The organism is Pseudomonas sp. NPDC088444, assembly GCF_044900175.1.
GTDB lineage: Bacteria > Pseudomonadota > Gammaproteobacteria > Pseudomonadales > Pseudomonadaceae > Aquipseudomonas.
In genome coordinates this window covers 1-20866 of sequence record NZ_JBJDNK010000001.1, presented here as the reverse complement: position 1 = coordinate 20866, position 20866 = coordinate 1, and the positions used below count along the sequence as shown (strand labels likewise).

At 56.8% G+C, this 20866-nt stretch carries 22 protein-coding genes and 1 pseudogene; 19 read left to right on the top strand and 4 right to left on the bottom strand.

Translation table 11 applies throughout. The annotated features are described in order from the left end of the window. Window positions 1-10: 10 nt before the first annotated feature. Genes ACI2KB_RS00115 through ACI2KB_RS00100 form a run of 4 tightly spaced genes read left to right on the top strand, consistent with a single transcriptional unit; the run spans window position 11 to window position 5051 of the window. Entirely contained in the window at window positions 11-3190 is a 3180-nt protein-coding gene (locus tag ACI2KB_RS00115; RefSeq protein WP_404630217.1) for a phage tail tape measure protein, read from the top strand. Between the two features lies 1 nt (window position 3191). Continuing rightward, window positions 3192-3554, top strand: coding sequence for a phage tail protein (locus tag ACI2KB_RS00110; protein ID WP_404630215.1), 363 nt, complete (start codon window positions 3192-3194; stop codon window positions 3552-3554). Next, entirely contained in the window at window positions 3541-4290 is a 750-nt protein-coding gene (locus ACI2KB_RS00105; protein ID WP_404630213.1) for a phage minor tail protein L, read from the top strand. The genes ACI2KB_RS00110 and ACI2KB_RS00105 overlap by 14 nt, the downstream gene beginning before the upstream one ends. A 2-nt stretch (window positions 4291-4292) precedes the next feature. Then, window positions 4293-5051 carry a C40 family peptidase gene (locus ACI2KB_RS00100; RefSeq protein WP_404630211.1) on the top strand — a complete coding sequence of 253 codons (759 nt, stop codon included), beginning with the start codon at window positions 4293-4295 and terminating at the stop codon, window positions 5049-5051. 211 nt (window positions 5052-5262) lie between these two features. Here ACI2KB_RS00100 and ACI2KB_RS00095 read toward each other — a convergent pair whose 3' ends face one another. Next, window positions 5263-5829, bottom strand: a complete 567-nt coding sequence (locus ACI2KB_RS00095; protein WP_404630209.1) for a hypothetical protein — start codon at window positions 5827-5829, stop codon at window positions 5263-5265. A gap of 249 nt (window positions 5830-6078) precedes the next feature. Here ACI2KB_RS00095 and ACI2KB_RS00090 point away from each other — a divergent pair, with 249 nt between their 5' ends. Further along, window positions 6079-6696: a hypothetical protein gene (locus ACI2KB_RS00090; RefSeq protein ID WP_404630207.1), complete on the top strand. Its 618-nt coding sequence runs from the start codon at window positions 6079-6081 to the stop codon at window positions 6694-6696. A 50-nt stretch (window positions 6697-6746) separates the two neighbouring features. Here ACI2KB_RS00090 and ACI2KB_RS00085 read toward each other — a convergent pair whose 3' ends face one another. Further along, window positions 6747-6989: a hypothetical protein gene (locus tag ACI2KB_RS00085; RefSeq protein WP_404630205.1), complete on the bottom strand. Its 243-nt coding sequence runs from the start codon at window positions 6987-6989 to the stop codon at window positions 6747-6749. A gap of 107 nt (window positions 6990-7096) precedes the next feature. Between ACI2KB_RS00085 and ACI2KB_RS00080 the strand changes: the two genes are divergently transcribed. The 11 genes from ACI2KB_RS00080 to ACI2KB_RS00030 all read left to right on the top strand — a co-directional run bounded on the left by ACI2KB_RS00080 (window position 7097) and on the right by ACI2KB_RS00030 (window position 16500). Further along, window positions 7097-7519, top strand: coding sequence for a hypothetical protein (locus ACI2KB_RS00080; protein WP_404630203.1), 423 nt, complete (start codon window positions 7097-7099; stop codon window positions 7517-7519). A gap of 51 nt (window positions 7520-7570) precedes the next feature. After that, window positions 7571-8152, top strand: coding sequence for a tail assembly protein (locus ACI2KB_RS00075; protein ID WP_404630201.1), 582 nt, complete (start codon window positions 7571-7573; stop codon window positions 8150-8152). A 112-nt stretch (window positions 8153-8264) separates the two neighbouring features. After that, window positions 8265-8792: a GAF domain-containing protein gene (locus tag ACI2KB_RS00070; protein WP_404630199.1), complete on the top strand. Its 528-nt coding sequence runs from the start codon at window positions 8265-8267 to the stop codon at window positions 8790-8792. Between the two features lie 55 nt (window positions 8793-8847). Then, entirely contained in the window at window positions 8848-12294 is a 3447-nt protein-coding gene (locus tag ACI2KB_RS00065; protein WP_404630197.1) for a host specificity protein J, read from the top strand. A gap of 340 nt (window positions 12295-12634) precedes the next feature. Then, window positions 12635-13312 carry a hypothetical protein gene (locus tag ACI2KB_RS00060; RefSeq protein ID WP_404630195.1) on the top strand — a complete coding sequence of 226 codons (678 nt, stop codon included), beginning with the start codon at window positions 12635-12637 and terminating at the stop codon, window positions 13310-13312. Window positions 13313-13338: 26 nt separating this feature from the next. Further along, entirely contained in the window at window positions 13339-14439 is a 1101-nt protein-coding gene (locus tag ACI2KB_RS00055; protein ID WP_404630193.1) for a hypothetical protein, read from the top strand. Continuing rightward, the gene (locus ACI2KB_RS00050) at window positions 14440-14769 is read left to right on the top strand and encodes a hypothetical protein (protein ID WP_404630191.1); all 330 of its coding nucleotides are present in this window, start codon (window positions 14440-14442) and stop codon (window positions 14767-14769) included. Beyond that, window positions 14766-15095 carry a hypothetical protein gene (locus ACI2KB_RS00045; protein ID WP_404630189.1) on the top strand — a complete coding sequence of 110 codons (330 nt, stop codon included), beginning with the start codon at window positions 14766-14768 and terminating at the stop codon, window positions 15093-15095. Before ACI2KB_RS00050 ends, ACI2KB_RS00045 begins: the two co-directional genes overlap by 4 nt. Next, window positions 15092-15499 carry a DUF1353 domain-containing protein gene (locus ACI2KB_RS00040; RefSeq protein WP_404630187.1) on the top strand — a complete coding sequence of 136 codons (408 nt, stop codon included), beginning with the start codon at window positions 15092-15094 and terminating at the stop codon, window positions 15497-15499. Before ACI2KB_RS00045 ends, ACI2KB_RS00040 begins: the two co-directional genes overlap by 4 nt. Further along, window positions 15500-15946 carry a structural protein P5 gene (locus ACI2KB_RS00035; protein WP_404630185.1) on the top strand — a complete coding sequence of 149 codons (447 nt, stop codon included), beginning with the start codon at window positions 15500-15502 and terminating at the stop codon, window positions 15944-15946. Window positions 15947-15984: 38 nt separating this feature from the next. Next, window positions 15985-16500, top strand: a complete 516-nt coding sequence (locus ACI2KB_RS00030; protein WP_404631672.1) for a DUF2514 domain-containing protein — start codon at window positions 15985-15987, stop codon at window positions 16498-16500. Between the two features lie 461 nt (window positions 16501-16961). On the opposite strand, the gene ACI2KB_RS00025 is transcribed toward ACI2KB_RS00030, so the two are convergent. Beyond that, window positions 16962-17678 (bottom strand): SOS response-associated peptidase, encoded by a 717-nt coding sequence (locus tag ACI2KB_RS00025; RefSeq protein ID WP_404630183.1) that lies wholly within the window; start codon window positions 17676-17678, stop codon window positions 16962-16964. A gap of 99 nt (window positions 17679-17777) precedes the next feature. Here ACI2KB_RS00025 and ACI2KB_RS00020 point away from each other — a divergent pair, with 99 nt between their 5' ends. From ACI2KB_RS00020 to ACI2KB_RS00010, 3 genes are all read left to right on the top strand, one after another. Then, complete coding sequence (locus ACI2KB_RS00020) at window positions 17778-18209, top strand: LexA family protein (protein ID WP_404630181.1); 432 nt, start codon at window positions 17778-17780, stop codon at window positions 18207-18209. Further along, on the top strand, window positions 18196-19476 hold the full coding sequence (gene umuC / locus ACI2KB_RS00015; protein ID WP_404630179.1) for a translesion error-prone DNA polymerase V subunit UmuC: 1281 nt from the start codon (window positions 18196-18198) through the stop codon (window positions 19474-19476). Before ACI2KB_RS00020 ends, umuC begins: the two co-directional genes overlap by 14 nt. A gap of 75 nt (window positions 19477-19551) precedes the next feature. Beyond that, a complete protein-coding gene (locus tag ACI2KB_RS00010) occupies window positions 19552-19869 on the top strand; it encodes a hypothetical protein (protein ID WP_404630178.1) in 318 nt (105 codons plus the stop codon). Between the two features lie 465 nt (window positions 19870-20334). Here the strand turns inward: ACI2KB_RS00010 and ACI2KB_RS00005 are convergent. After that, window positions 20335-20866, bottom strand: a pseudogene (locus ACI2KB_RS00005) (IS3 family transposase); the annotation flags it as partial.

Sequence of the window (20866 nt, the reverse complement as noted above, 5' to 3'; positions counted from 1 at the left end):
AGGTGAATCAATGGATATCGCATCGCTCGGCATCAGCATCGATACGTCGGACGTTGCGAAGGCCTCTACTGATCTCGATAAGCTGGCCGATGTAGGTGAAAAGGCTGAAAAAGCTGCGGACGGTGTGTCCACTGGCTTCAAAAAGACCGCTGACGCGGCTGAGAAACTGGCTGAAGCCGAGGCCAAAGCAGCCCAGGCAACCGAAGATGCCAAGGCGCGGCTGCTGGAGACTGCCCAGACCTCTCTGAAGAACAGTGAGTATTACCAGCGGCTGACCAGCAGCGTTACCAGCACTGCCGGCGCAATGGACGTCAACCGGGATTCAACCGCCAGCCTGCTGGCTCTGCAAAAGCGCATGCAGGCGGAATCTGACGCGCTCGTCGGCACCATGCAGGATGAGGCCAAGGCCGCCAAGGATGCCGCAGCGGCCACCGGCGTGCAGGCGGAGGGCTTGCAGGCGCTACTGGGTAAGATCAGTCCGGCTCTTGCCGCTTTGCAGAAGCTTGATGAGCAGCAGGGACTGCTGAACAAGCATCGTGCGGCCGGAAACATCAGCGACGACGACTACAAAACCTATTCCGCCGGTATCGACAGTGCCCGGCAAAAGGTTAAAGGCCTGGACGACGACACATCGAAGTTCAGTCTGAGCACCAAGGGTGCGCGTGAAAACGTTCTGCAGCTTGGCAATGCGCTTGCTGAAGGCAACTTCCGCGTAGCCGCGCACAACCTGCTGGAGATCGGCGCGAGCGCGGGCAGTTCAGCACTGCGTATTGCAGCCATTGCTGCGCCAGTCGCTCTGGTAGCAGCCGGGGTGATCGGCTTGGCTGTCGCCTACGAGAAAGGTGCTGGTGAAGCGGCTGAATACAACAAGCAACTCATCCTTACCGGCAATTATGCGGGCACCAGTGCTACACAACTTGCGGATGTCGCCCGCCAAGTCAGTGCGACCGTGGGCACCACTGGCGCTGCTGCCTCTGCGCTCGCTCAATTGGCGAGCACCGGAAAAGTGGCCAGTGGCGGCTTTCAGGAAATTGCGGAAGCCGCATTGGAGATGGAGAAGGCAACCGGTAAGTCGGTCGATTCCACCATCGCCGAGTTTGTGAAGATCGCGGAAGACCCGGTAGCAGCGGCTAAATCGCTTAACGATCAGTACCATTTTCTGACCGCTTCGGTTTATTCGCAGATCGTCGCGCTGAAGGAGCAGGGCGACACTATCGGCGCGACCAAGCTGATCACTGACACCTACGCAGAGACGGTTTCAACGCGCGCTGGTGAGATCACCAAAAACCTTGGACTGATTGAGCGTGGCTGGAATGCGATTGAGGGCGCCGCTGCGGGCGCGCTGGATGCCACTCTTAACGTTGGTCGTGAGCAGACGCTACAGCAGCAGATCGAGCAGCTTCAGAAGCGCCTTGGGAACGAGTCAAATTATTCAACGCTTCCCATCATCGGCGAGGACAATCCCGATCTAACGAAAACCGGCACGACCAAAGAAGAGGACCAGTCCAGGCTCAACTTCCTTCTCCTTCAGCGCGATGCTGAGGCGTCAAGGACCAAGTACGTCGGTGACCGGGTCAAGGCAGAGCAAGACTCGATCGAGGCCATGGGCAAGGTCGATGCTCTAGAAAAGTCGTCATGGACAAACGAACTAAAGCGCGTTGACGCTATTAAGGAATACAAGAAATGGCTGGACGACATCCGGAAGACCGATCCGAATGATTCCCGGCTCAATCAGGCGACTGTCGACAAGAACATCGCCAACATCAACGACAAGTTCAAGGATCCGAAGGGCCCCGCCAATCAGCTTGATCTGACCGGGTTCAACGACGCCCAGAACAATCTGAAGTCGATCACCGGCTACTACCAAAACCTGGAAAAGGAACTAGATTCAGCGCAGAAAGCTGGTCTGGTATCGGCTGAGTCTTACAGCAGCCAGCGTGTTGCTATCGTCGAGCAGGAGAAGGGCGACGTCACTGCTGCCTACGAGGCTGAGATCGCAGCCCTTAAGGCTATTCGCGACAAGTCTTCGACCACCGGGCAGCAGCGCATCCAGCTCGACCAGAAGATCGCTGACGCCCGAACCAGCATGGTCAAAGCGCAGAAAGATGCCGACACCCAACTGGAAGTGCTGGCCAACAACGAAAAAGGCCGGATCGACAAACAGACCCGCTCGATTGCCCAGTACATCCAAGCGCTGGATCAGCAGCAGAAGGCGCTGGAGCTGGCAGGGCAGCGCGCTGTATTGGGTGTTGGTCGCGGTGATCGTCAGAACGCGCTAGATGCTCAACTGAACGCGCAGCAGGATCGGTTCGCCCAGCAGACGCTGGACCTAGCGAATCAGAAGTCCGACCCGTCGCGGAACATGTCGGAAGAAGAGTTCTCCAAGAAGTCTCAGGCGCTGGCAGATGCCAACAAAAAGGCAACCGACCAGATCCGGCAGAACTACGCCGACGTGCAGACCGCCCAAGGCGACTGGACGAAGGGTGCAAGCGCTGCTTGGGAGAACTACCTCGACAGCGCGCGCGATATCGCCGGGCAGACCAAAAGTCTGTTCACCAATGCCTTCAGCAGTATGGAGGATGCGATCGTCAATTTCGCGATGACCGGCAAACTGAGCTTCTCCGACTTCGCGAAATCGATCTTGGCAGACATGGCGCGGATTGCCACGCGTCAGGCCTCGTCGTCGCTACTCAGTTCGCTGTTCGGTGCTGGGCTTAGCTACTTCGCAGGCGGCGGTACGACCTCTACCACTACAACCAGTGTTGGATCTGATAGCTACACCTTCAACCCTCAGCTCGATACATCCGGCATCAGCTACGGCGGCGGGCGCGCATCCGGCGGGCCGGTCGACCCAAACACTTTGTATCAAGTGAACGAAAACGGCCCGGAGCTCTTCAGTCAGGGCGGTAAGTCGTACCTGATGACCGGTGCTGATGGAGGCAGCGTGACGCCGCTGAGTTCTGGTTATTCCTCGCTTATAGGAAGCGCCGGAGCGAGCGCAGGTGGATCAAGCGTTCAGATCAGTGCGCCGGTGAGCATCACTTTCGAGGATCGCAGCTCTGAAGGCATGCAACTGGATCAAACAGCCCTCGCGCAAAACCTGCAAGCCCAAATCAAGCAAGCGGCTGAGAAAGCTGTTGCCGATTCATGGCGACCGGGCGGCGTGAGTTTCCGACAGACAAGGACCTGATATGGCGATCGAAACCTTCAATTGGCCAACTCAAACTGGCGACTCGCCCGATATCACTTATCGGACGCGAACCTCTCAGTTCGGTGACGGCTACAAGCAGATTGTCGCGGACGGTCCGAACAACAAAGAAGGCTCGTACCCGATCACCTACACCGGCACGAAGGCCAAGGTACTGGAGATCATGGCGTTCATCGATCGCCACGCCGGTGCCAAAGCCTTCCTCTGGACCACTCCACTTGGCGTTTTGGGGCTCTACACCTGCGAGAAGCCCGTGCCCACTCCCATTGGCGGTGGGCAGTTCAAGCTGACAGCCACCTTCAACCAAGCTTTCCATCCACAAGGAGTCGGTAGTGCCTCTGATTAACGACTTGATGGTGCTGGAGCCGGGTAGCGAGGTGCTGCTGTTTGAGTTGGATGGCAGCGACTATGGTGCCGATATCCTGCGTTTCCACGGCCATGCAATTCCGCATACGCCGGAGGAGCTACTGGCCGCTGGCGTCGATGCCGATCAGTTGCCCGCGAAATCGATCTGGTGGCAGGGCGAGGAGTACGGTGCCTGGCCTATGCAGATCGAGGGCATCGAGGCGAATGGCGACGGTACCGCTGTCCGCCCAACGCTGTCAGTCGGTAACGTGAACGGCCGGATCACCGCACTCTGCTTGGCGTTTGAGGATCTGCTGGAGTTCAAACTGACCATGCGGCACACGCTTGGAAAGTATTTGGATGCAGAGAACTTCTCAAGCGGTAACGCCGAGGCCGATCCGACGCAAGAATCCATCGAAGTCTGGTATCTGGACCAGAAGACCAACGAGGACGGCGAGACTGTTTCGTGGGAGCTGGCCAGTCCGGGTGATGTGGGCGGGGAGAGCATAGGGCGCCAGATGACCACGCTGTGCCACTGGTGCCTCACCGGTGGCTATCGCGGGCCGAACTGCGGCTACACCGGGCCGTACTTCGACAAGGACGGAAACCCCACCGACAACCCCGAACTGGACGAATGCAACGGCCTGCTCACCACCGGCTGCGAGCCGCGTTGGGGAGCGAACAACGAACTTCCATTCGGTGGATTCCCCGCTGTTTCACTGATTGCCCGGAGCTGACCATGCTGAAACACATCCTCAAGGCTGTGCAGGCGCATGCAGCAGCCGTGTATCCGCGCGAGTGCTGCGGGTTGCTGATCAGCATCGGTCGGAAGCAGCAGTACATCCCGTGCGCCAACACCGCGACCGAGCCGAACGAGGAGTTTCGCATCTCCCCGGAGGATTACGCAGCGGCCGAGGACCTGGGTGAAGTGATTGGCATTGTTCATTCGCATCCTGACGCCACCAGTCGGCCGTCCCCGCGTGATCTGGCCATGTGTGAGGCGACCGAACTGCCTTGGCACATCCTGAGTTGGCCGGAGGGTGATCTGCGAACCATCCTGCCCACCGGCAATACACCGCTGCTGGGTCGGCCGTTCGTGCACGGCGCCTGGGACTGCTGGCAGGTCTGCGCAGACTGGTACAAGCGCGAATGGGGGCTGGAGTTCGATGCCTTCAAACGCGAGGACGGTTGGTGGGAGGAGGCCGACGGGCCGAGTCTGTATGAGCAGGCTTACGAGGCTGCAGGCTTCGAGCGCGTTGGCACCCCGCAGCGCGGCGACATGATCGTCATGGAAGTAGGGCGCACCAAGCACCCGAACCATGCGGGCATCTACCTTGGTGCTGATCCGCAGTTGCCCGGAGAGCCACCGGCAGTGCACGGCGCCGGTCCCTTTCTGCTGCACCACATGTACGGGAAACCATCAGAGATCATCGTCTTTGGCGGTCCATGGCATGACAGAACACGCCTGATCCTCAGGCACAAAGACGCGAAACAATGAGCGGCAAGGCCGCAGGAGCGCGGAATGGGCGGCACTTTCGATTGGTTGCAAGAGCAAAGCCTTGCTGAACTCGCCAGATTCGCAGGCAGGCCACCGACGGAGCTTAAACAGGTCATCGTGACTGAGACGATGACTGAGGCGGCGATGGCCTACATCCAAAGCATGTATGACCCGCTGCTTTCGACACACCTCTTGGAAGAGGTGTTCCGTATCATGGCAGTTCTTCAGCCGAAGGTTCTGGCAGAGCCAGCAGGGCGTCCTTCACTTTTGTAGAAACATTGTCGAGGTTGGCAAACACCTGCTTCATTGCCTGCTCGGGAAAATCCGAATACGGGGTTAGCCTCGCGCATAGGTCCAACGCTGAGAACGTCGCAATTAGACCAACTGAAAGCTGCTTAAGCTGGTGTAGGGTAAATTCCTTTGAAACTACTGAGCCGTCGGCGTCCCTCCGCATGATATTGGACACTTCCGCCGCTTGAGTACCGTCTGGCGATGGACTCCACTGCCAATGAGCAACCTCGTTTCGTAGGAGGGAGAGTTTGCGGTAGTCGCTGATAGCTGTCGTTAGTCGGCCCAAAATATCCGGATGAAGCCCCGTTCCCCGCATCTTGGCCATATCAAGAATGGCCTTGGTCATGCTTCCGGCTTTCAAATTAAGGGACTGCACCAGAATGTTGGCAGTTCCGGAAGTTACGCCTGAGAGCGCTACGAAGAGATCCAAAAGGGGCTGATCGCAGTGCGCGTGGTTGACGACGATCTGGCCGATTTCCTGTTTCATTTCGTCACTGGGGCCTGCTCGGTATCCCCACTTTCCAGAAGCTCCATTGCTCACACTGACCTCCTAGGTCAAATTGCCCCGGTCCATGGGCTTGCAGGCAACGGACCGAGGCGGTTCATTGGAGGCGCAACGCTACTACGCCGTGTATCAGGTTCGTTACTGATCGTTTGTCCATGCTGAATGGCTGGACAGCGCTTGTATGCATGCATGCTGCGTGGCAGGCTCTAGCATCAAGGGAGAGGATTGAATGTGATAAGCGCGAAAGAAAAGAGAGATCTTTGCATCCAAGACATGGGACCAGAATTAGGCTCGATGTATTGCGATCTCAACGATCACTTGCTCGACATCATTCTGCTTTGGAAGCAGTTCGAGCAGCTCTTCGGTGCGGACGAGAGCACAGTGAAGCTGCTGAACAACACAGCCCCTTTATTTTTCGGCGTCATTCAGCAGCAGTTGTGGGATAGCGTCATGCTCGGCATCTCTCGGCTGACTGATCCCCCTTTAAGTGCTGGCAAGAAGACCCTCACAATCCGTGCGCTTCCGCCCTTGGTAATTGATCAAAACCTGAGAGCGCGAGTGCAGGCTGCTATTAATGCAGCCAAGGCGACTGCCGAGTTCGCTCGCACGCATCGCAACAAACGCATTGCGCACAACGATTTGGTCCACATTCAAAACCGCCCCGCGAATCCACTGCCCTCTGCAACACGCCAAAGCATCACAGCGAGTTTGACGTCAATTTGTGATGTGCTTGAGTTGCTTAATGGTCATTATCGTGAGTCGACCATGCTCTATGACGACATGATCTATGACGGTGGCGCCGGCAGTCTCCTCTATTTTTTGCGAAAGACCGAAGCGTCCAAGGGGTAGAACCATCCCTTTAGATCCTGATCGCCCAGCCCCGCGCTGGGCTTTTTGCTTCAGATCTCGAGTGCAGCTATAACCACGTAAGACAGCCCGTCGATCATAAACAAGGTCCTCCACTCCAAGAAGCCGGGATTCGGCTCACAAAGTAGCTGAGCATGGTGTTCGTACAGCTCCTCAACGATGGCAACGTCACCAGGTACCGCTTCTCTGGTGTTCATCCAGTCAACTCGGCTCGTTGCAGTCGGCTCGATGTGAGTCAGTTTGACCCAGTCGCCTTTTTTGAGCTGCTCATTCACTGGTGACGTCTCCGATATGTTATCTGGTGAGGGGAATGCTCAGAGCTGGGCTATTTGCGCATCTGAGCATAATGCTACCCTCGGCCCTTTCTCAATGAGGGATCATCATGCGAATTTTGATAGGGGCGCTTGCAGTTGCGCTGCTGGCGGGGTGTGCTTCAACCGCGATACCTGTAAACCAAGCAGACCCTGTGCCACCAGACGAACTTTACGCTTTCCAAGTAAAGCCAAAGGGCGATAGCGGTAAGCTCACTGTAGTGCGGGATTCTGGAATGGTAGGCTCTGGCTGCGACATAGTCGTCTACATCGACGGTCGCAGGGCAGCGAAAGTCGGCACTTCGCAGAGAGCCTCGTTCTATCTTCCGCCAGGTACCACTAATGTTGGTGCTGGTCTCGCAGGCTCCGGTCTGTGTGCCGGAGCCGCGATTCGGACCATCTCAGCGAATGTTTCTAGTGGGAAAGAAAGCCTTCTCCGCATCAGTGGAGATATGAGCGGATTCTTTATCGGACCATACGTCGATTATCAGTGATTCTTTTATCTTAAGCCGCCTTCGGGCGGTTTTTTGTTGTCCGGAGAAGTCATGCAACCAATGACCACTATAAAACTTTCAGGATCTCTAGCCTCCAAATTTGGGAGAACTCATTACCGGCTCCTTGACTCTGGTCAGGCATGGGAGGCTTTCAAAGCGCTTAAAGCAACGCTCGACGGCTTTGCGGAAGAGATCAAACGATTAGACGGGTTGGGAATGCGTTTTGCCATTTTCAGAAATCGCAAGAACGTGGACGAAAAGGAATTCGACTTGGGTGGTACGTCGGAGCTACGGATCGTTCCCATCATCGGAGGAAGCAAACGGGGTGGCGTTCTTCAGACGATAGTCGGTGCTGTGCTTATCGTTGCTGGCGTATTTTTATCGGCTACGCCTTTTGGGACCCCCTTGATTGGTGCTGGTATCGGGTTGGTCGCAGGCGGCGTCATCCAAATGCTCAGCCCTCAAGCCTCTGGCCTTAAACAGAGCGCTGCACCTGAAAACCTCCCGTCCTACGCCTTTGGCAGCGCAAAAAACACCACGGCCAGCGGCAACCCGGTCCCGATCTGCATCGGCCGCCGTCGCTGGGGCGGAGCGATCATTTCCGCAAGCATTTATGCGGAGGACAAGGTCTAGACCGGTCATCCCTTCATGATGATGGCTCGTTGCCAGTAGATACTGCTTCTGGTATACCGGCGCCATAGCTGTCAATACATCGAGACGGCTTTATGTGGTCGAGGTCATCAACATGAAAAAAACGCAAAATACCCAGCTCACGCTGGAGGAGCTCAACGCTATTGCCGAAATCGAGGCAACCACCAACATTCTCAAGCTTATCGTCCGCGTTACAGGATTGCGCTTCGCAGCCATCGTAAAGTTTTGTGAGGAAGATTGGGTTGCGTGCTGTGTGAATGATGAGATTTGTTTGGGCATAAAGAACGGTGAGAACTTCCCGCTTGAGTACTCCATGTGCAGCAACCTGTTGACGAATCCGACCGCTCTAGTCGTGGACTGTGTGAGCGGGCACTTCATGCACAAAGGCAATATTGCTGCAGGACGGTACGGCTTTGAAAGCTCAATCTCCATTCCGATCTTCCTGAGAGACGACAGCCTATTTGGGTCTATCTGCGTGCTTGATCCCGATCCGAACCGGCTGGAAGTGCCAGAGTCTGTCGATTTACTCGTCATCTTTGCGAAACTCGTCGGAAGCATCTTCCAGTGGCATTACGACCACTCACAACAAGCCACCTACATTCAAACGGACATCGCTGTCTAAACGTACCGATCAAACAGGCCGCCTCCGGGCGGTTTTTTTTCGCCTGGAGAAAAGCATGGGCGCAGTTGAACGAATCGACATTACCGGCGCCAAGGGCGGCAGCAGCAGCCCTAAACAGCCAATCGAAGCTGCCGACAGCCTGCGCTCGACTAACCTGGCCAAGATCCTGATCGCGGTGGGCGAGGGCGAATTCGACGGCGTGCCCAGTGCGCAGAACATCTACTTGGACAACACGCCGATCAACGATGCCAGCGGCAACGTGAACTTCCCAAACGTGAAATGGGAATGGCGTACCGGCGCGGTCGATCAGTCCTACATCCCGGGCATTCCATCGGTTGAGAACGAAACCTCCGTCAACGTCGAGCTACGCAGCGACACAGCGTGGGTGCGCTCGTTGACCAATACCCAGATTTCAGCCGTGCGCTTGCGCTTTGCGTGGCCCGCGCTCCAACAGCAGGACGACAATGGCAACGTCGGCGGCTACCGCATCGAGTATGCGGTGGACGTGGCCACTGACGGTAGCGCTTATCAGCAGATTCTCACTGAAGCTGTCGACGGCAAGACGACCACGCGTTATGAACGCTCGCGCCGCATCGATCTTCCTGCCGCAACCACAGGCTGGCAGATCCGTGTTCGCCGCCTGACGCCGAATCAAAACAGCAACAAGACCGCCGACACCATGCTGATCGCCGGCTACACCGAGGTGATCGACGCGAAGTTGCGGTACCCCAACACCGCACTGCTCTACATCGAGTTCGACGCCGAGCAATTCACCAACATCCCGGCGGTGACCGTGGATTGCAACGGGCGCAAGTGGCAAGTCCCTAGCAACTATGACCCGGTGACGCGCAGCTATACCGGAGTCTGGGATGGGACCTTCAAGCAGGCGTGGACCAACAACCCGGCGTGGACCACCTACGGCATCTGCACGGTGGACCGGTTCGGCTTGGGCAAGCGCATCAAGCCCTTCATGGTCGACAAATGGGAGCTGTACCGCATCGCCCAGTACTGCGATCAACTGGTCAGCAACGGTGCTGGCGGGCAGGAGCCTCGTTTTCTCTGCGACATGAACCTGCAAGGCAAGGCCGACGCGTGGACCCTGTTGCGCGACATCTCGGCGATTTACCGGGGCATGACGTATTGGGCGCAAGGCCAGCTGGTTGCTCAAGCCGATATGCCGCGTGCGCAGGACTTCGACTACGTCTTTACCCGCGCAAACGTTATCGATGGCAAGTTCTCCTACGGCAGTGCGTCGACTAAGACCCGCTATACCCGTGCAATCGTCAGCTACGACAACCCGGCGAACAACTACGACACCGATGTCACCGCCTTTTCAGATCCTGACCTGCAACGCCGCTTTGGCGACAAGCCAGTCGAGCTCAGTGCAATCGCCTGTACCCGTGCATCAGAAGCTCAGCGGCGCGGCAAATGGGTTGTGATTAGCAACAACCAGGACCGGACTGTCACCTTCAAAACCGGTATGGAAGGCGCGATCCCGCTGCCGGGCTACATCATTCCGGTGGCCGACTCGCTGCTGGCCGGGCGTGAGGTAGGCGGTCGTATTTCTGACGCCGCCGGGCGTGTCGTGACGCTGGACCGTGACACCCAGGCCAAGGCGGGCGATCGCCTGATCATCAATCTGCCCAGCGGCAAGGCCGAGGGGCGTACGGTGCAGTCTGTCGCCGGGCGTGCAATTACGGTCACCACAGCCTACAGCGAAACACCATCGGAGCAGTTGCAGTGGGCGTTGGATGCTGACGACCTCGCGATTCCGCTGTACCGCGTGCTGAGCACCAAGCGCACCACTGAGGGAAACTACGAGATCGCAGCGATCCAGTTCGAGCCGAGCAAGTTCCCTTACATCGACACCGGCGCGCGCCTGGAAGAGCGCCCGATCAGCGTAATCCCGATCACCGTCGTTCTCGCACCGGCAAGCGTCACGCTGACTTCGAACACAGCGATCGCGCAGGGCCTTGCCGTCACCACCATGACGATCAGTTGGCCTGCGGTCACCGGCGCCGTCGGCTACGACGTGGAGTGGCGCAAGGACAACGGCAACTGGATCAAGGTGCAGCGCACTGGCGCGACGAGCGTGGACATCGAGGGCATTTACGCGGGGGCCTATCTGGCTCGCGTCCGGGCGGTCAGTGCCTACGATATTTCGTCGATCTGGCGCACCTCGATCCTGACCCAGCTCAACGGCAAAGAAGGCCTGCCACCGGCAGTCACCTCGCTTGTGGCCACGCCGCTGATCTTCGGCATCAACCTGAAATGGACTTTCCCACCAGGTGCGGAAGACACCCAGCGGACTGAAATCTGGTACGGCCCGACAACGGATCTCGAAGCCGCAACGAAGCTCAGCGATCTGGCCTATCCGCAGTCCGAGTACAACATGCAGGGCCTTTTGGCTGGCGTGACGTTCTTCTTCTGGGCGCGGCTGGTCGACCGGACGGGCAACATCGGGCCGTGGTACCCGGTGGGCATTGGCGTAATGGGGCAGAGCAGTTCTGAGGCTGGGCCGATCCTCGACATGATTGCCGGGCAGATCGGCGAAACCGAACTGGGGCAGGACCTTAAGGACAAGATTGACGGCCTGCAGGATCAGATAGACGCCTTGGACGGGCTGAAGGGGTACGACCCCGACCAGACCTACACCGATGGCCAGATGGTAATCGAGGATGGCAGGATCTATCAGGCCTCTGGCGACGTACCAGTCAACACGCCGCCACCCGACCCCTCTCACTGGGTTGACGTCGGCCAGAGCGTAGAAACGGCCAATGGTCTGGCACAGGAGTTGGATCAAACCAAAGCCGATGTTGACGACCTCAAATCAGAGGTGAGCAGCACACATACCCTTCGGGCAGCGTACCGGGATGATAGCGGGGAGGGAGATCTACAAGACGCCTTGAAGATGTGGGACACCCAGGCGGCATACAGCCGTGAGGTGGTCGTGCGTGCCACTCAAGATCAGGCGCTTGTCACAGTAACCGACACGCTGCAGGCCTCGGTCGGTGACAACACAGCGCTCGTTCAGCAAGTTTCGCAGGCGCAAGCCAGCACTGACGGCAAGCTGTCGACGATGTGGGCTGTGAAGATGCAGCTCAACGCCAACGGCCAATATGTGGCGGCGGGCATCGGGCTGGGCATCGAGAACGGCCCGGCCGGATTGCAAAGTCAGTTCCTTGTATCGGCGGACCGGTTCGCCATCGTGAACACTCCTGCAGGCGGGGCGATTTCTGTCCCGTTTGCCGTGCAGGGCGGCCAAGTCTTTCTCAATCAGGCCTACATCCAAGACGGCACCATCACCAATGCCAAGATCGGCAGCTTCATCAGCTCGACGAACTATGTCTCCGGGCAGACGGGCTGGCGCCTGAACAAGGACGGCACGCTTGAGATCAATGGGGCCGTGGCAGGACAGGGGCGTCTGGTCGTGAACAACCAGTACGTCGCTGTGTATGACGGCAATGGTGTCATGCGCGTGAAGTTGGGAAATCTGGCATGAGCTACGGGATGAGAGTGTGGGACGCCAATGGTGTTTTACGCATGGATGAGAACTCTTTCACTGTTCGCGTAGTCCTTTCAGCGCTTGTAGATAATACTGGCTGGACTATCGTGAATAGTACATACGGATCCGGCTATAAAGACATCAGCTGCCCGGGCATTAACAGCTCTAACGCCATTGCAACCGTTCTCCCAATCGCAAATTTCACGGGCACTACTACTCAGTTTGAGACGGAGGTTCTGACTGATGTCGTAAGGATTTATAATTACAATCGCGCGCGTGAGGGATCAGGTCCGGCGACTGTGTCATCTATGCGTCTAATTGTTGTGAGGACTTCGTAATGTCGTTCGGCTTCCAGTTTGTGAACAACAGCAATGTTGTCACGCTTGATTCCGAGTTTGCCAGAATGGTGGTGCTTGAGAGTGGAAACTATGTGCCGAACTCTGATGGCGGAATTAACGCGGTTGTCAATTTCTCCAGAGTCATCATGTCCCAAGAGCCTCCCCTGATCTTCGCTCGTCCAACGACAGAGAACGGGATTTCCGCGATCTCAAGCGTGATTATCTACGGCTCCCCCGGTGCCTGGACAGGCTTCAGTATTCGGTCGAGATCTAATAATTACTTGCAGCCACGCGGGCGCTGGTTCACCGCCGCTTTCAAAGCTCAGGCAGTCAGCACGTATGGTATGCAGATTTGGGACGGATCTGCGAATTTACTCTTTGACAGTGGCAATCCATGCGCTGTCTTCACTGTTGCATATCAGAACTGGACGTATGCGTTCACACAAACTCTAGACATCGGCGTCAGTAACTTCTTTACCAATCCGAAACCGCTCAACGAAACTGACTATATGCTGATCAATAACTACAGTATGAATGTTATCGGTGGTTCTAATAGTGGGAGTCTTATCTCCAGTCTGTGGGATTTTCCCAATGGCATCCTGTATGCAGTGACAACGTCCTCGGCAAACTCTCGCGGGTTCTACGTGCCAGCATTGTTTGCAAGACTCGTCGCTTAACCTTTCCAAACCCAAAGGAGTCACACATGCCCTGGTACAAAGCCGGGACGGTTTCTGTCGTCCAAAATTCGACCACGGTCACGGGCACGAATACCGCATTCGCCGCCAATTCCCGCGTCGGCGATGCGTTTCTTGGTCCCGATGGCAACTGGTACGAAGTCGCTAATATCGCGAGCGATACGGTGATCTCAATTCTGCCCGCTTATCAAGGGGCGAATGCCTCAGGCACGTATGCGCTGGCACCGATGCAGGGCTATGTCAAAGACTCAGCCGATCAGCTACGGATACTCGTCAACAAGTTCGGCACCCTTGCGGCCGCGGCGTCTATCAACGCGCTGGCAGGTGTCTCGGGGTCTGCGGGGAGTATTCCGTATTTCACTGCTGCTGATGCGATGTCTCTACTGAAGGTGACTAGCTCGGCCACTGACAATACTGCCGGTCGCCTTATGAAGGTTGGTGATTTCGGCGGCCCCGGATCACAAGTATCTCCAGCCAGCACGCAAGCAAACGTAAAGGACTTAGGTACTGTCGGAGCCTATAGACTTGATACCGGAAATACGGGAACACCATACGGCGCTGCTCGAAATGGAGACATTATCCAAGTATCAGCAGTATGGAATGGTGGCGTAGTTCATCAAACTTACTACGGTGTTGAAGGGCTGATATGGCATCAGCTTGTTTCCATGTCCGGCAGCACTGGGACTGTAACTAGACCTTGGGCAGTGGTTTTTGATTCGAGAAATATCGTTGGTACAGTGGGTCAAGCTAACGGGATTCCGACCGGTGCAGTTATAGAGCGTGGGTCAAACGCTAATGGCGAGTACGTTAGGTTTGCTGACGGCACTCAGATATGCACTGTTCAGCTTTCGATTAACAGTACAGGAACTTACGCAGTTGGCAACGTTTTCGGCAGCGATGCGTATGCAGCTAATTGGCCCGCAAACTTTGTCGCTGGCACCTTGCGCGTCTCTGCCGGTTTGGCCCCTTCGCAGGCGGGCAATAATAAATGGCCTCTGTGCTGGGTCGCCTGGAACTTGAGTAGTGCGGGTTCTTGGCGCGGTTTGGCAACCGACAATACAGCGACCGGTGGTACTCTCACGATAACTGGAATAGGGCGGTGGTTTTAAATGCGCATCACACTCTCTCCTCAGCGTCGCAACGACAATATCAAGATCATTAAGAACGGCGACATGCTCACCATCAACGGGTTTGATTTCGATTTCTCTCCGCTCCCCGACGGCGCAAGCCTGCCTGCCGAGGCGGTTGATATCCATTGGTTCTGTGGTGACATAGAGCGCATCAATGGTGAACTGGTGGTAACGCTGCTGCTTCCGTTGCCTGCCAATTACAGCCCCGAGCAAGCATTCCCAGCGGATCTGATTGATGTTCCTGATGGCCCGGTAGCACTACCGCAGCCTTTGCCTGCTACAGATATTACTGAGGCATTCGCGGCATGATTGACTTCTCAAAGCAGATCACCGCGCAGATGAAGGCTCAGGCTGCGAATGCCGCTCTTAGAGGCCAGTTTGAGAAGGCCACCCAGGCATTCATGGACGGCAAGGCACAGGCAGCGGGCTACGACGGCCTGATGACTGCCATCAGCTACGCCGAAGAGCCAGCCGTTGCAAAGTTCCAGGAAGAGGGAAAAGCCTTTCGGGCGTGGCGCAGCAATGTCTGGGCCTACGCAAATGAGCAGCTTGAGCTGGTGCTGTCGGGCCAGAAGACGCAGCCGACTCTTGAGACCTTCCTTGATAGCCTTCCGGTGCTGGAGCTCCCAGCATGAGCCGGTTTATCACAACGTTGAAAACTGAGCAGATCGGCAAGTGGACGCATGTGCTGCTCGATGACCTAGTGTTGGCGGACGATGACGAGCAGGTCATCACCGTGCCCGCCGGTTTCAGCACGGACTTCGCAAGCATCAAGGTGCTGCACAACGCCTTCCTCTTCGTTCTGTTCGCCCTGGTCTCCGGCTACGGCAACTACGCGGCGCCCGTGCATGACTGGCTGTACACCACCGGGCAGTTCAGCCGGAAGCGTGCCGACGCCGTTCTCTACCGCGCCCTGCGTGCTGAAGGTGTCGCCCGATGGCGAGCTTGGCTCTTCTGGGCAGGCGTGCGAATAGGTGGTGCCAAACATTACACAACGACCCCGACAAGTTCGGGGTTTTTTACGTCTGGAGAAAAGTGAATGCCAACAGTCACCCGAGGGGTACGCAACAACAACCCCGGCAATATCGACTACAACCCCCGCAACCCGTGGCAGGGTCAGCTACCGCCAGATCCCACGATCGAGAAGCGCTTCGCCCGTTTCGACACTGCCGAGAACGGTATTCGCGCGCTGGCCAAGCTGGTGCTGGCGTACCGGGGAAAGGACGGAATGCCGGGCGTCGGTGGCACTGGCATCGATACGGTACGGGAGGTGATCAATCGCTGGGCGCCGGGCGTCGAGAACGACACCGAGTCCTATATCAAAGCGGTGGCCGCTGGCGTGGGAGTTGCGCCGAATCAGCCTATCGATTTGCGCAACTTCCGCACGCTGATCGCCATCACCACCGGGATCATCCAGCACGAAAATGGCAGCGTGCCGTACGCAGCGTCCGTGATTGCCGAGGGTGTGCAGAGGGCGCTGGCGTGACAGATGCCCGCATCAAGCTGCTGGCCTATGGGCTGGCAATGATCTCCGCAATAGGTCTCGCGTGGTGGGCGTTGTCGAGTGCCTACAGTCGCGGAGATGCGGCTGCCGACCTGCGCTGGAACGCCAAGTGGTCGGATCAGCAGGCGCTCCAGGCAAAAGCACTGGCAGCGGCTACCACCGCAAACCGAATCGAAGAAAAGCGCCGCCAATTGGCGGTCAACGAGGTGGCAAGCGATGCAAGACAACAACACGCGGCTGTGGCCGCTGATGCTTCTAGCGCTGACGCTGCTGGTGAGCGGGTGCGCGACCAAGCAGGAAAACTGGCTGCCGGAGCAAGCTGCACCCCCGGCGATTCCGGAATTGCCGAGCGAGGCGCGTCAGCCACCCGCGCCGCCATGGTGCTCTCCGACCTGTTCCAGCGCGCTGACAAAAGAGCGGGAGAGCTGGCAAGAGCTTATGACCAAGCCAGAATAGCCGGTCTGGCGTGCGAGCGATCTTACCAAGCATTACAAACTCACAGGTCAACTCGCGTAACCCAGCGTTCTGAGGATTAGCCTGTCTCGACGCTTAGAATAAGAAAACACCAAGCTATTATAATTGGTTGTAACGAGGCTCCGTGCCATGATCTAGCGTTCATACTCCACACTTAACCGTAATGGAGGTTCGCATGAAAGGAATGGCCGTCATACTGCTTGGGCTCCTCTTTGTCTCAGAAGTAGGGATTGCCTCTGACTCAACATCTGGAGTGACCACAGCTGAAAGTCTCATCGAGAAATTTCAGCCAAGGCCTGGTTTGGTATTGGACCAGCTTCAGGTATCAGCGTCCGCGACATCATGCGGCGTTGGCACCAAAGTCACCTATGTAAATTGTGGAGAGTGCGGCGCCGGATACCGAAAAACCAGAGCTCAGGCTAGGTGTACTCAATCTACTGATGCGTCAGGTACTCCCTGTGGCTCAATAGGATGTGAACCCTGTACTTGTACACCTAACTAAGCGATCTAAAGTGGGCGGAAGTTAGCCTTCTCCGCTCTCGGCAATCCTCAGAGGCTTAATCAGTTCATTCCCCTGATTCCGCACATTACCCACATCTTTGCTCACCTCGAACCAAGTGAATTCCTCAGTCAGCCTGCAGCATTCTTTCGCGATCTCTGCGGCGCGCTCCGGCGTCGTATCTGGATCAACCCATTCACGTGCGTGCTCTGGACTCAGCACCACGGGCCGCCGGTCGTGGATGTCCACCATCCCTTCATCTGAATCCGCAGTGATTATCACAAACCCGTCCTGCGGGTCTGGCTCCAACCCCTGATGCACTTCAGCCAGCGCGGCGAAGAACATCGGTCCTTCCTCCTTCAGCCGGATGAAATACGGCTGCTTCCTTCTGGGATCGTCAGGGTCCTTCACCCACTCGAACCAGCCATTGGCAGGGGCGAGTGCTCGGCCGTTCGGCCAAAGCTGTTTGAAAAACTTCCCTGTCATCACCGTTTCGACCCTGGCATTGATCGGCGCCGGGCGTTTGCCTTCTCCTTTAGCCCAGAACGGCGACCAGCCCCATTTCACCTTGTCGACGCTCAGGCCGCCCGCAACCGGTCGGATGATCTCAGCGCGCGTCGACGGCGCGACGTTGTAGCGCTCAATCGGCCAAAGGTCATAGCCATTGATCACCAACTGCTTTGGCGCAAGCTCCTTGAGGTAATGGTCCATCGATTCGTAGATCGAATAACGTCCGCACATGCTGTCACCCGTCGAAATTTCCTACACATCAGATTGACCGCAAGCGATCCAGAACGTTAACTGTATATGCATACAGTTAAATTACCAAAGGCATGCATCATGAGCGTTTCCATAATCGGCCCGGTCGCGGCGGGCGGCGAGCGGTTGCCCCTATATTCTTTCCATGTGCCCGCGGGCTTCCCTTCTCCGGCGGCGGATCACATCGAGAAGCACATCTCCCTAGACGAGCTGTTCGATATCCGTGCGCCACACGTTTACCTCTGCAAAATAGAGGGGGATTCGATGCAGGGCGCCGGAATCTACTGCGGCGACCTGGTCATTGTGGACCGGAGCGTTTACGCCGAACACGGCGACATCGTTATTGCCGCGCTCAACACTGAGCCGGTTTGCAAGCGGCTGCACATGCGGGGGAACGAGATCATCCTGCAGTCGGAGAATCCTAAGTTTCCGGCGCGGCACGTCATGGAAGGAGATGAATTGGTCATATGGGGCGTTGTGAAATACAGCGTTCGTGATCATGACAAAGCCTGATCCGGTTTTCGCGCTGATCGACTGCAACAGCTTCTACGCGAGCTGTGAGCGCGTATTTAGGCCCGATCTGGCGAAAACGCCGATTGTCGTGCTGTCGAACAACGACGGCTGCGTGATCGCGCGCAGTTACGACGCAAAGCCTTTTGTGAAGATGGGGCAACCGTACTTCCAAATCCGCGATCATCTCCGGCGCAACGGTGTGGTGGCCTTCAGCAGCAACTACGCGCTGTACGGCGACATCAGCGAACGAGTGATGACGATCATTGAGGCCATGGTTCCGGCGACTGAGGTCTATTCGATTGACGAGTGCTTTGCGGACCTGACGGGTATCCCGGGCGACCTTACGCGGTTTGGCCGGGAGATCCGCACGCGAATCTTCAAAGAGACCGGCATCCCGGTCGGCGTCGGTATCGCCCGAACCAAGACCCTTGCCAAGCTCGCAAACCACACTGCGAAACGCCTGCTGTCGCATACCGGCGGCGTGGTCGACATCTGTAACCCTAAACAACGTGACTGGACACTGCGCAATACAGAGGTCGGGGAGGTGTGGGGCGTGGGCAAGCGGATGAAAGCGCATCTGGAATTCATGGGTATCAAGACCGCGATGGATCTGGCTAAAGCAGATGCCTGGACGTTGAGGCAGAAATTCAGCGTGGTGATCGAGAAGACCGCGCGCGAGCTGGCTGGGACTCCATGCCTTGAATTGGGCGAGGCTGATCCGCCGAAGCAAGAAATCTGCTGTAGCCGGATGTTCGGCAGCCGTCTGACCGACATCGAGCCGATCAAAGAGGCCGTGGCCACATACACCCAGCGCGCCGCCGAAAAGCTGCGGGCACAGGGATCAATGTGCAAAAAGATCAGGGTGAGCATCCGGACGGGGATGTTCAATCCGGAAGAGGCGAAGTATGCCAACGGCGCGCTCGTCGAACTGCCGTATCCAACGAACGACGTGCGGCTGATGACCAAGGCTGCAACCGAAGCCGTCAATCGACTGTTCCGACCCGGCTTCAAATACAGCAAAGCCGAGGTGCTGCTGATGGATCTTCGGCAGCCAGGCGAGTTCACCGACGACCTGTTTGCCCAGGCCCAGCCGGTTGCCGCAGGGAAGGTGATGGGAGTGCTGGATGAGATCAATGGTCGCTGGGGGAGGGGGACGCTACGGGCGGCCAGCGTGCCGGCGAATCCAGAGTGGGCCATGCGGCGCGAGCTGATGAGCCAGAGCTTCACCACGCGGCTGGATCAGTTATGGACTGTGAAGTGCAACTAAAGGGGGAGGATGAATGACGGCAAGACGCCGGAGAGGGTGGCAATATACTCACGAAATCCCAGTCGAGATTGTTAAATGACCGTCGTAAAAACTCTGAATCTTACGTCCTACGCATTGCAGCTCCTCGCGCTTTTACTTGCAACCCGAATTGATTTGAAGGCGCTTGCCCTTAGCCGGGCCGAGGAAGATTTGCCCGCCAATTATCTCGTAGAGGTGTATGAATCTGCGCGAGACGGCAAGCCGAGAACTGAAAGTGAGGAGGAGAAAAAATACCACAAGCTTGATGGTGAAAACGATGCAAAGCGATATGGTTCACTTATCCGGTGGGCGGCGGCGTTGATTGCCATTTCGATTGCTTTACAGGGTGCAGCCACGCTGATGACTCCGGATTAAGGTGCGCAAAACCTCCTCTGGAGGCCGCGTCTTTTCGTTTGCAAAAGCACAGAAAACGCCGTGATTTGCAGGCCATGAAAAGGTAGATAGCGCAGTAATTTCAATAGGTTGCGTGTCATGAGACCCAAGCATGGGGTGCTAGGGGTCGAGTGTTCGAATCACTCCGTCCCGACCATATAATTCAAGGGGTTGCGAGATTTTATCTCGCGACCCCTTTTTATTTATGATCATCTCTGTCCCTACAAACTGCGCTCACCGATCAGGCTGCGATGGCCGACAGCATGGGCGCGTCGGACTTGATCTTGGGGCTTGCTCACCTTCACCCGAAGCCTCCGCCCACGAAGGGTAAAAATCGGTCAGAAGCAGACATTTCACACGACCTGCTCTCGGTCTCCTAGGCTGACCTAAATTCACTCTGCGATCTTCACTCACGGCTCACTTCAACCGTGAAGAGGCTAATCGTGTCTAGTCCTGAAATAGGTTTACGCCTGTTTCGCCCTCAAAGCGCTCGATGCACCGCATCGGGCGTTTTGTATTTCAAGGCCTGATGTGGCCGCTTGCGGTTATAAATATCCACCGATTCGTCGACCATACGCTTGGCTTCGGCCAGGTCTCTCGGGCGATGTAGCAGAAACTCTGTCTTCAATATGCCGTTCACCCGCTCTGCCAGCGCGTTCTGGTAGCAGTCATAACCATCCGTCATCGAACACCTCACCCCGTGCCTGGCGTGCAGCTTCTGATACAGATCCGAGCAGTATTGCGAGCCACGATCAGAGTGATGCACAAGCACCTGATCTGTTTTTCTATCCCTCAATGCCTTGCGCATTGCCTGGGCAACCGAGTCGGCATGCAAGGTTTCATGCACGTGATGACCAACTATTTTTCGAGAGTAAGCATCGGTCACCAGGCTCACATACGCGACGCTTTGCTGGGTGGGCAAGTAGGTGATGTCTGCCACCCAGACCTGCTCGGGACCGGTGGCTGTCACTTGCTCGGG

Bases quoted from the DNA above. Each gene is read 5' to 3' on its own strand.
- ACI2KB_RS00100 (WP_404630211.1), top strand. From the start codon at position 4,293: ATGCTGAAACACATCCTCAAGGCTGTGCAGGCGCATGCAGCAGCCGTG.
- ACI2KB_RS00070 (WP_404630199.1), top strand. From the start codon at position 8,265: ATGAAAAAAACGCAAAATACCCAGCTCACGCTGGAGGAGCTCAACGCT.
- ACI2KB_RS00010 (WP_404630178.1), top strand. From the start codon at position 19,552: ATGACCGTCGTAAAAACTCTGAATCTTACGTCCTACGCATTGCAGCTC.
- ACI2KB_RS00040 (WP_404630187.1), top strand. From the start codon at position 15,092: ATGAGCCGGTTTATCACAACGTTGAAAACTGAGCAGATCGGCAAGTGG.
- ACI2KB_RS00035 (WP_404630185.1), top strand. From the start codon at position 15,500: ATGCCAACAGTCACCCGAGGGGTACGCAACAACAACCCCGGCAATATC.
- ACI2KB_RS00020 (WP_404630181.1), top strand. From the start codon at position 17,778: ATGAGCGTTTCCATAATCGGCCCGGTCGCGGCGGGCGGCGAGCGGTTG.
- ACI2KB_RS00055 (WP_404630193.1), top strand. From the start codon at position 13,339: ATGCCCTGGTACAAAGCCGGGACGGTTTCTGTCGTCCAAAATTCGACC.
- ACI2KB_RS00095 (WP_404630209.1), bottom strand. From the start codon at position 5,829: ATGAAACAGGAAATCGGCCAGATCGTCGTCAACCACGCGCACTGCGAT.
- ACI2KB_RS00075 (WP_404630201.1), top strand. From the start codon at position 7,571: ATGCAACCAATGACCACTATAAAACTTTCAGGATCTCTAGCCTCCAAA.
- ACI2KB_RS00060 (WP_404630195.1), top strand. From the start codon at position 12,635: ATGTCGTTCGGCTTCCAGTTTGTGAACAACAGCAATGTTGTCACGCTT.
- umuC (WP_404630179.1), top strand. From the start codon at position 18,196: ATGACAAAGCCTGATCCGGTTTTCGCGCTGATCGACTGCAACAGCTTC.
- ACI2KB_RS00050 (WP_404630191.1), top strand. From the start codon at position 14,440: ATGCGCATCACACTCTCTCCTCAGCGTCGCAACGACAATATCAAGATC.
- ACI2KB_RS00115 (WP_404630217.1), top strand. From the start codon at position 11: ATGGATATCGCATCGCTCGGCATCAGCATCGATACGTCGGACGTTGCG.
- ACI2KB_RS00045 (WP_404630189.1), top strand. From the start codon at position 14,766: ATGATTGACTTCTCAAAGCAGATCACCGCGCAGATGAAGGCTCAGGCT.
- ACI2KB_RS00110 (WP_404630215.1), top strand. From the start codon at position 3,192: ATGGCGATCGAAACCTTCAATTGGCCAACTCAAACTGGCGACTCGCCC.
- ACI2KB_RS00025 (WP_404630183.1), bottom strand. From the start codon at position 17,678: ATGTGCGGACGTTATTCGATCTACGAATCGATGGACCATTACCTCAAG.
- ACI2KB_RS00065 (WP_404630197.1), top strand. From the start codon at position 8,848: ATGGGCGCAGTTGAACGAATCGACATTACCGGCGCCAAGGGCGGCAGC.
- ACI2KB_RS00030 (WP_404631672.1), top strand. From the start codon at position 15,985: ATGATCTCCGCAATAGGTCTCGCGTGGTGGGCGTTGTCGAGTGCCTAC.
- ACI2KB_RS00080 (WP_404630203.1), top strand. From the start codon at position 7,097: ATGCGAATTTTGATAGGGGCGCTTGCAGTTGCGCTGCTGGCGGGGTGT.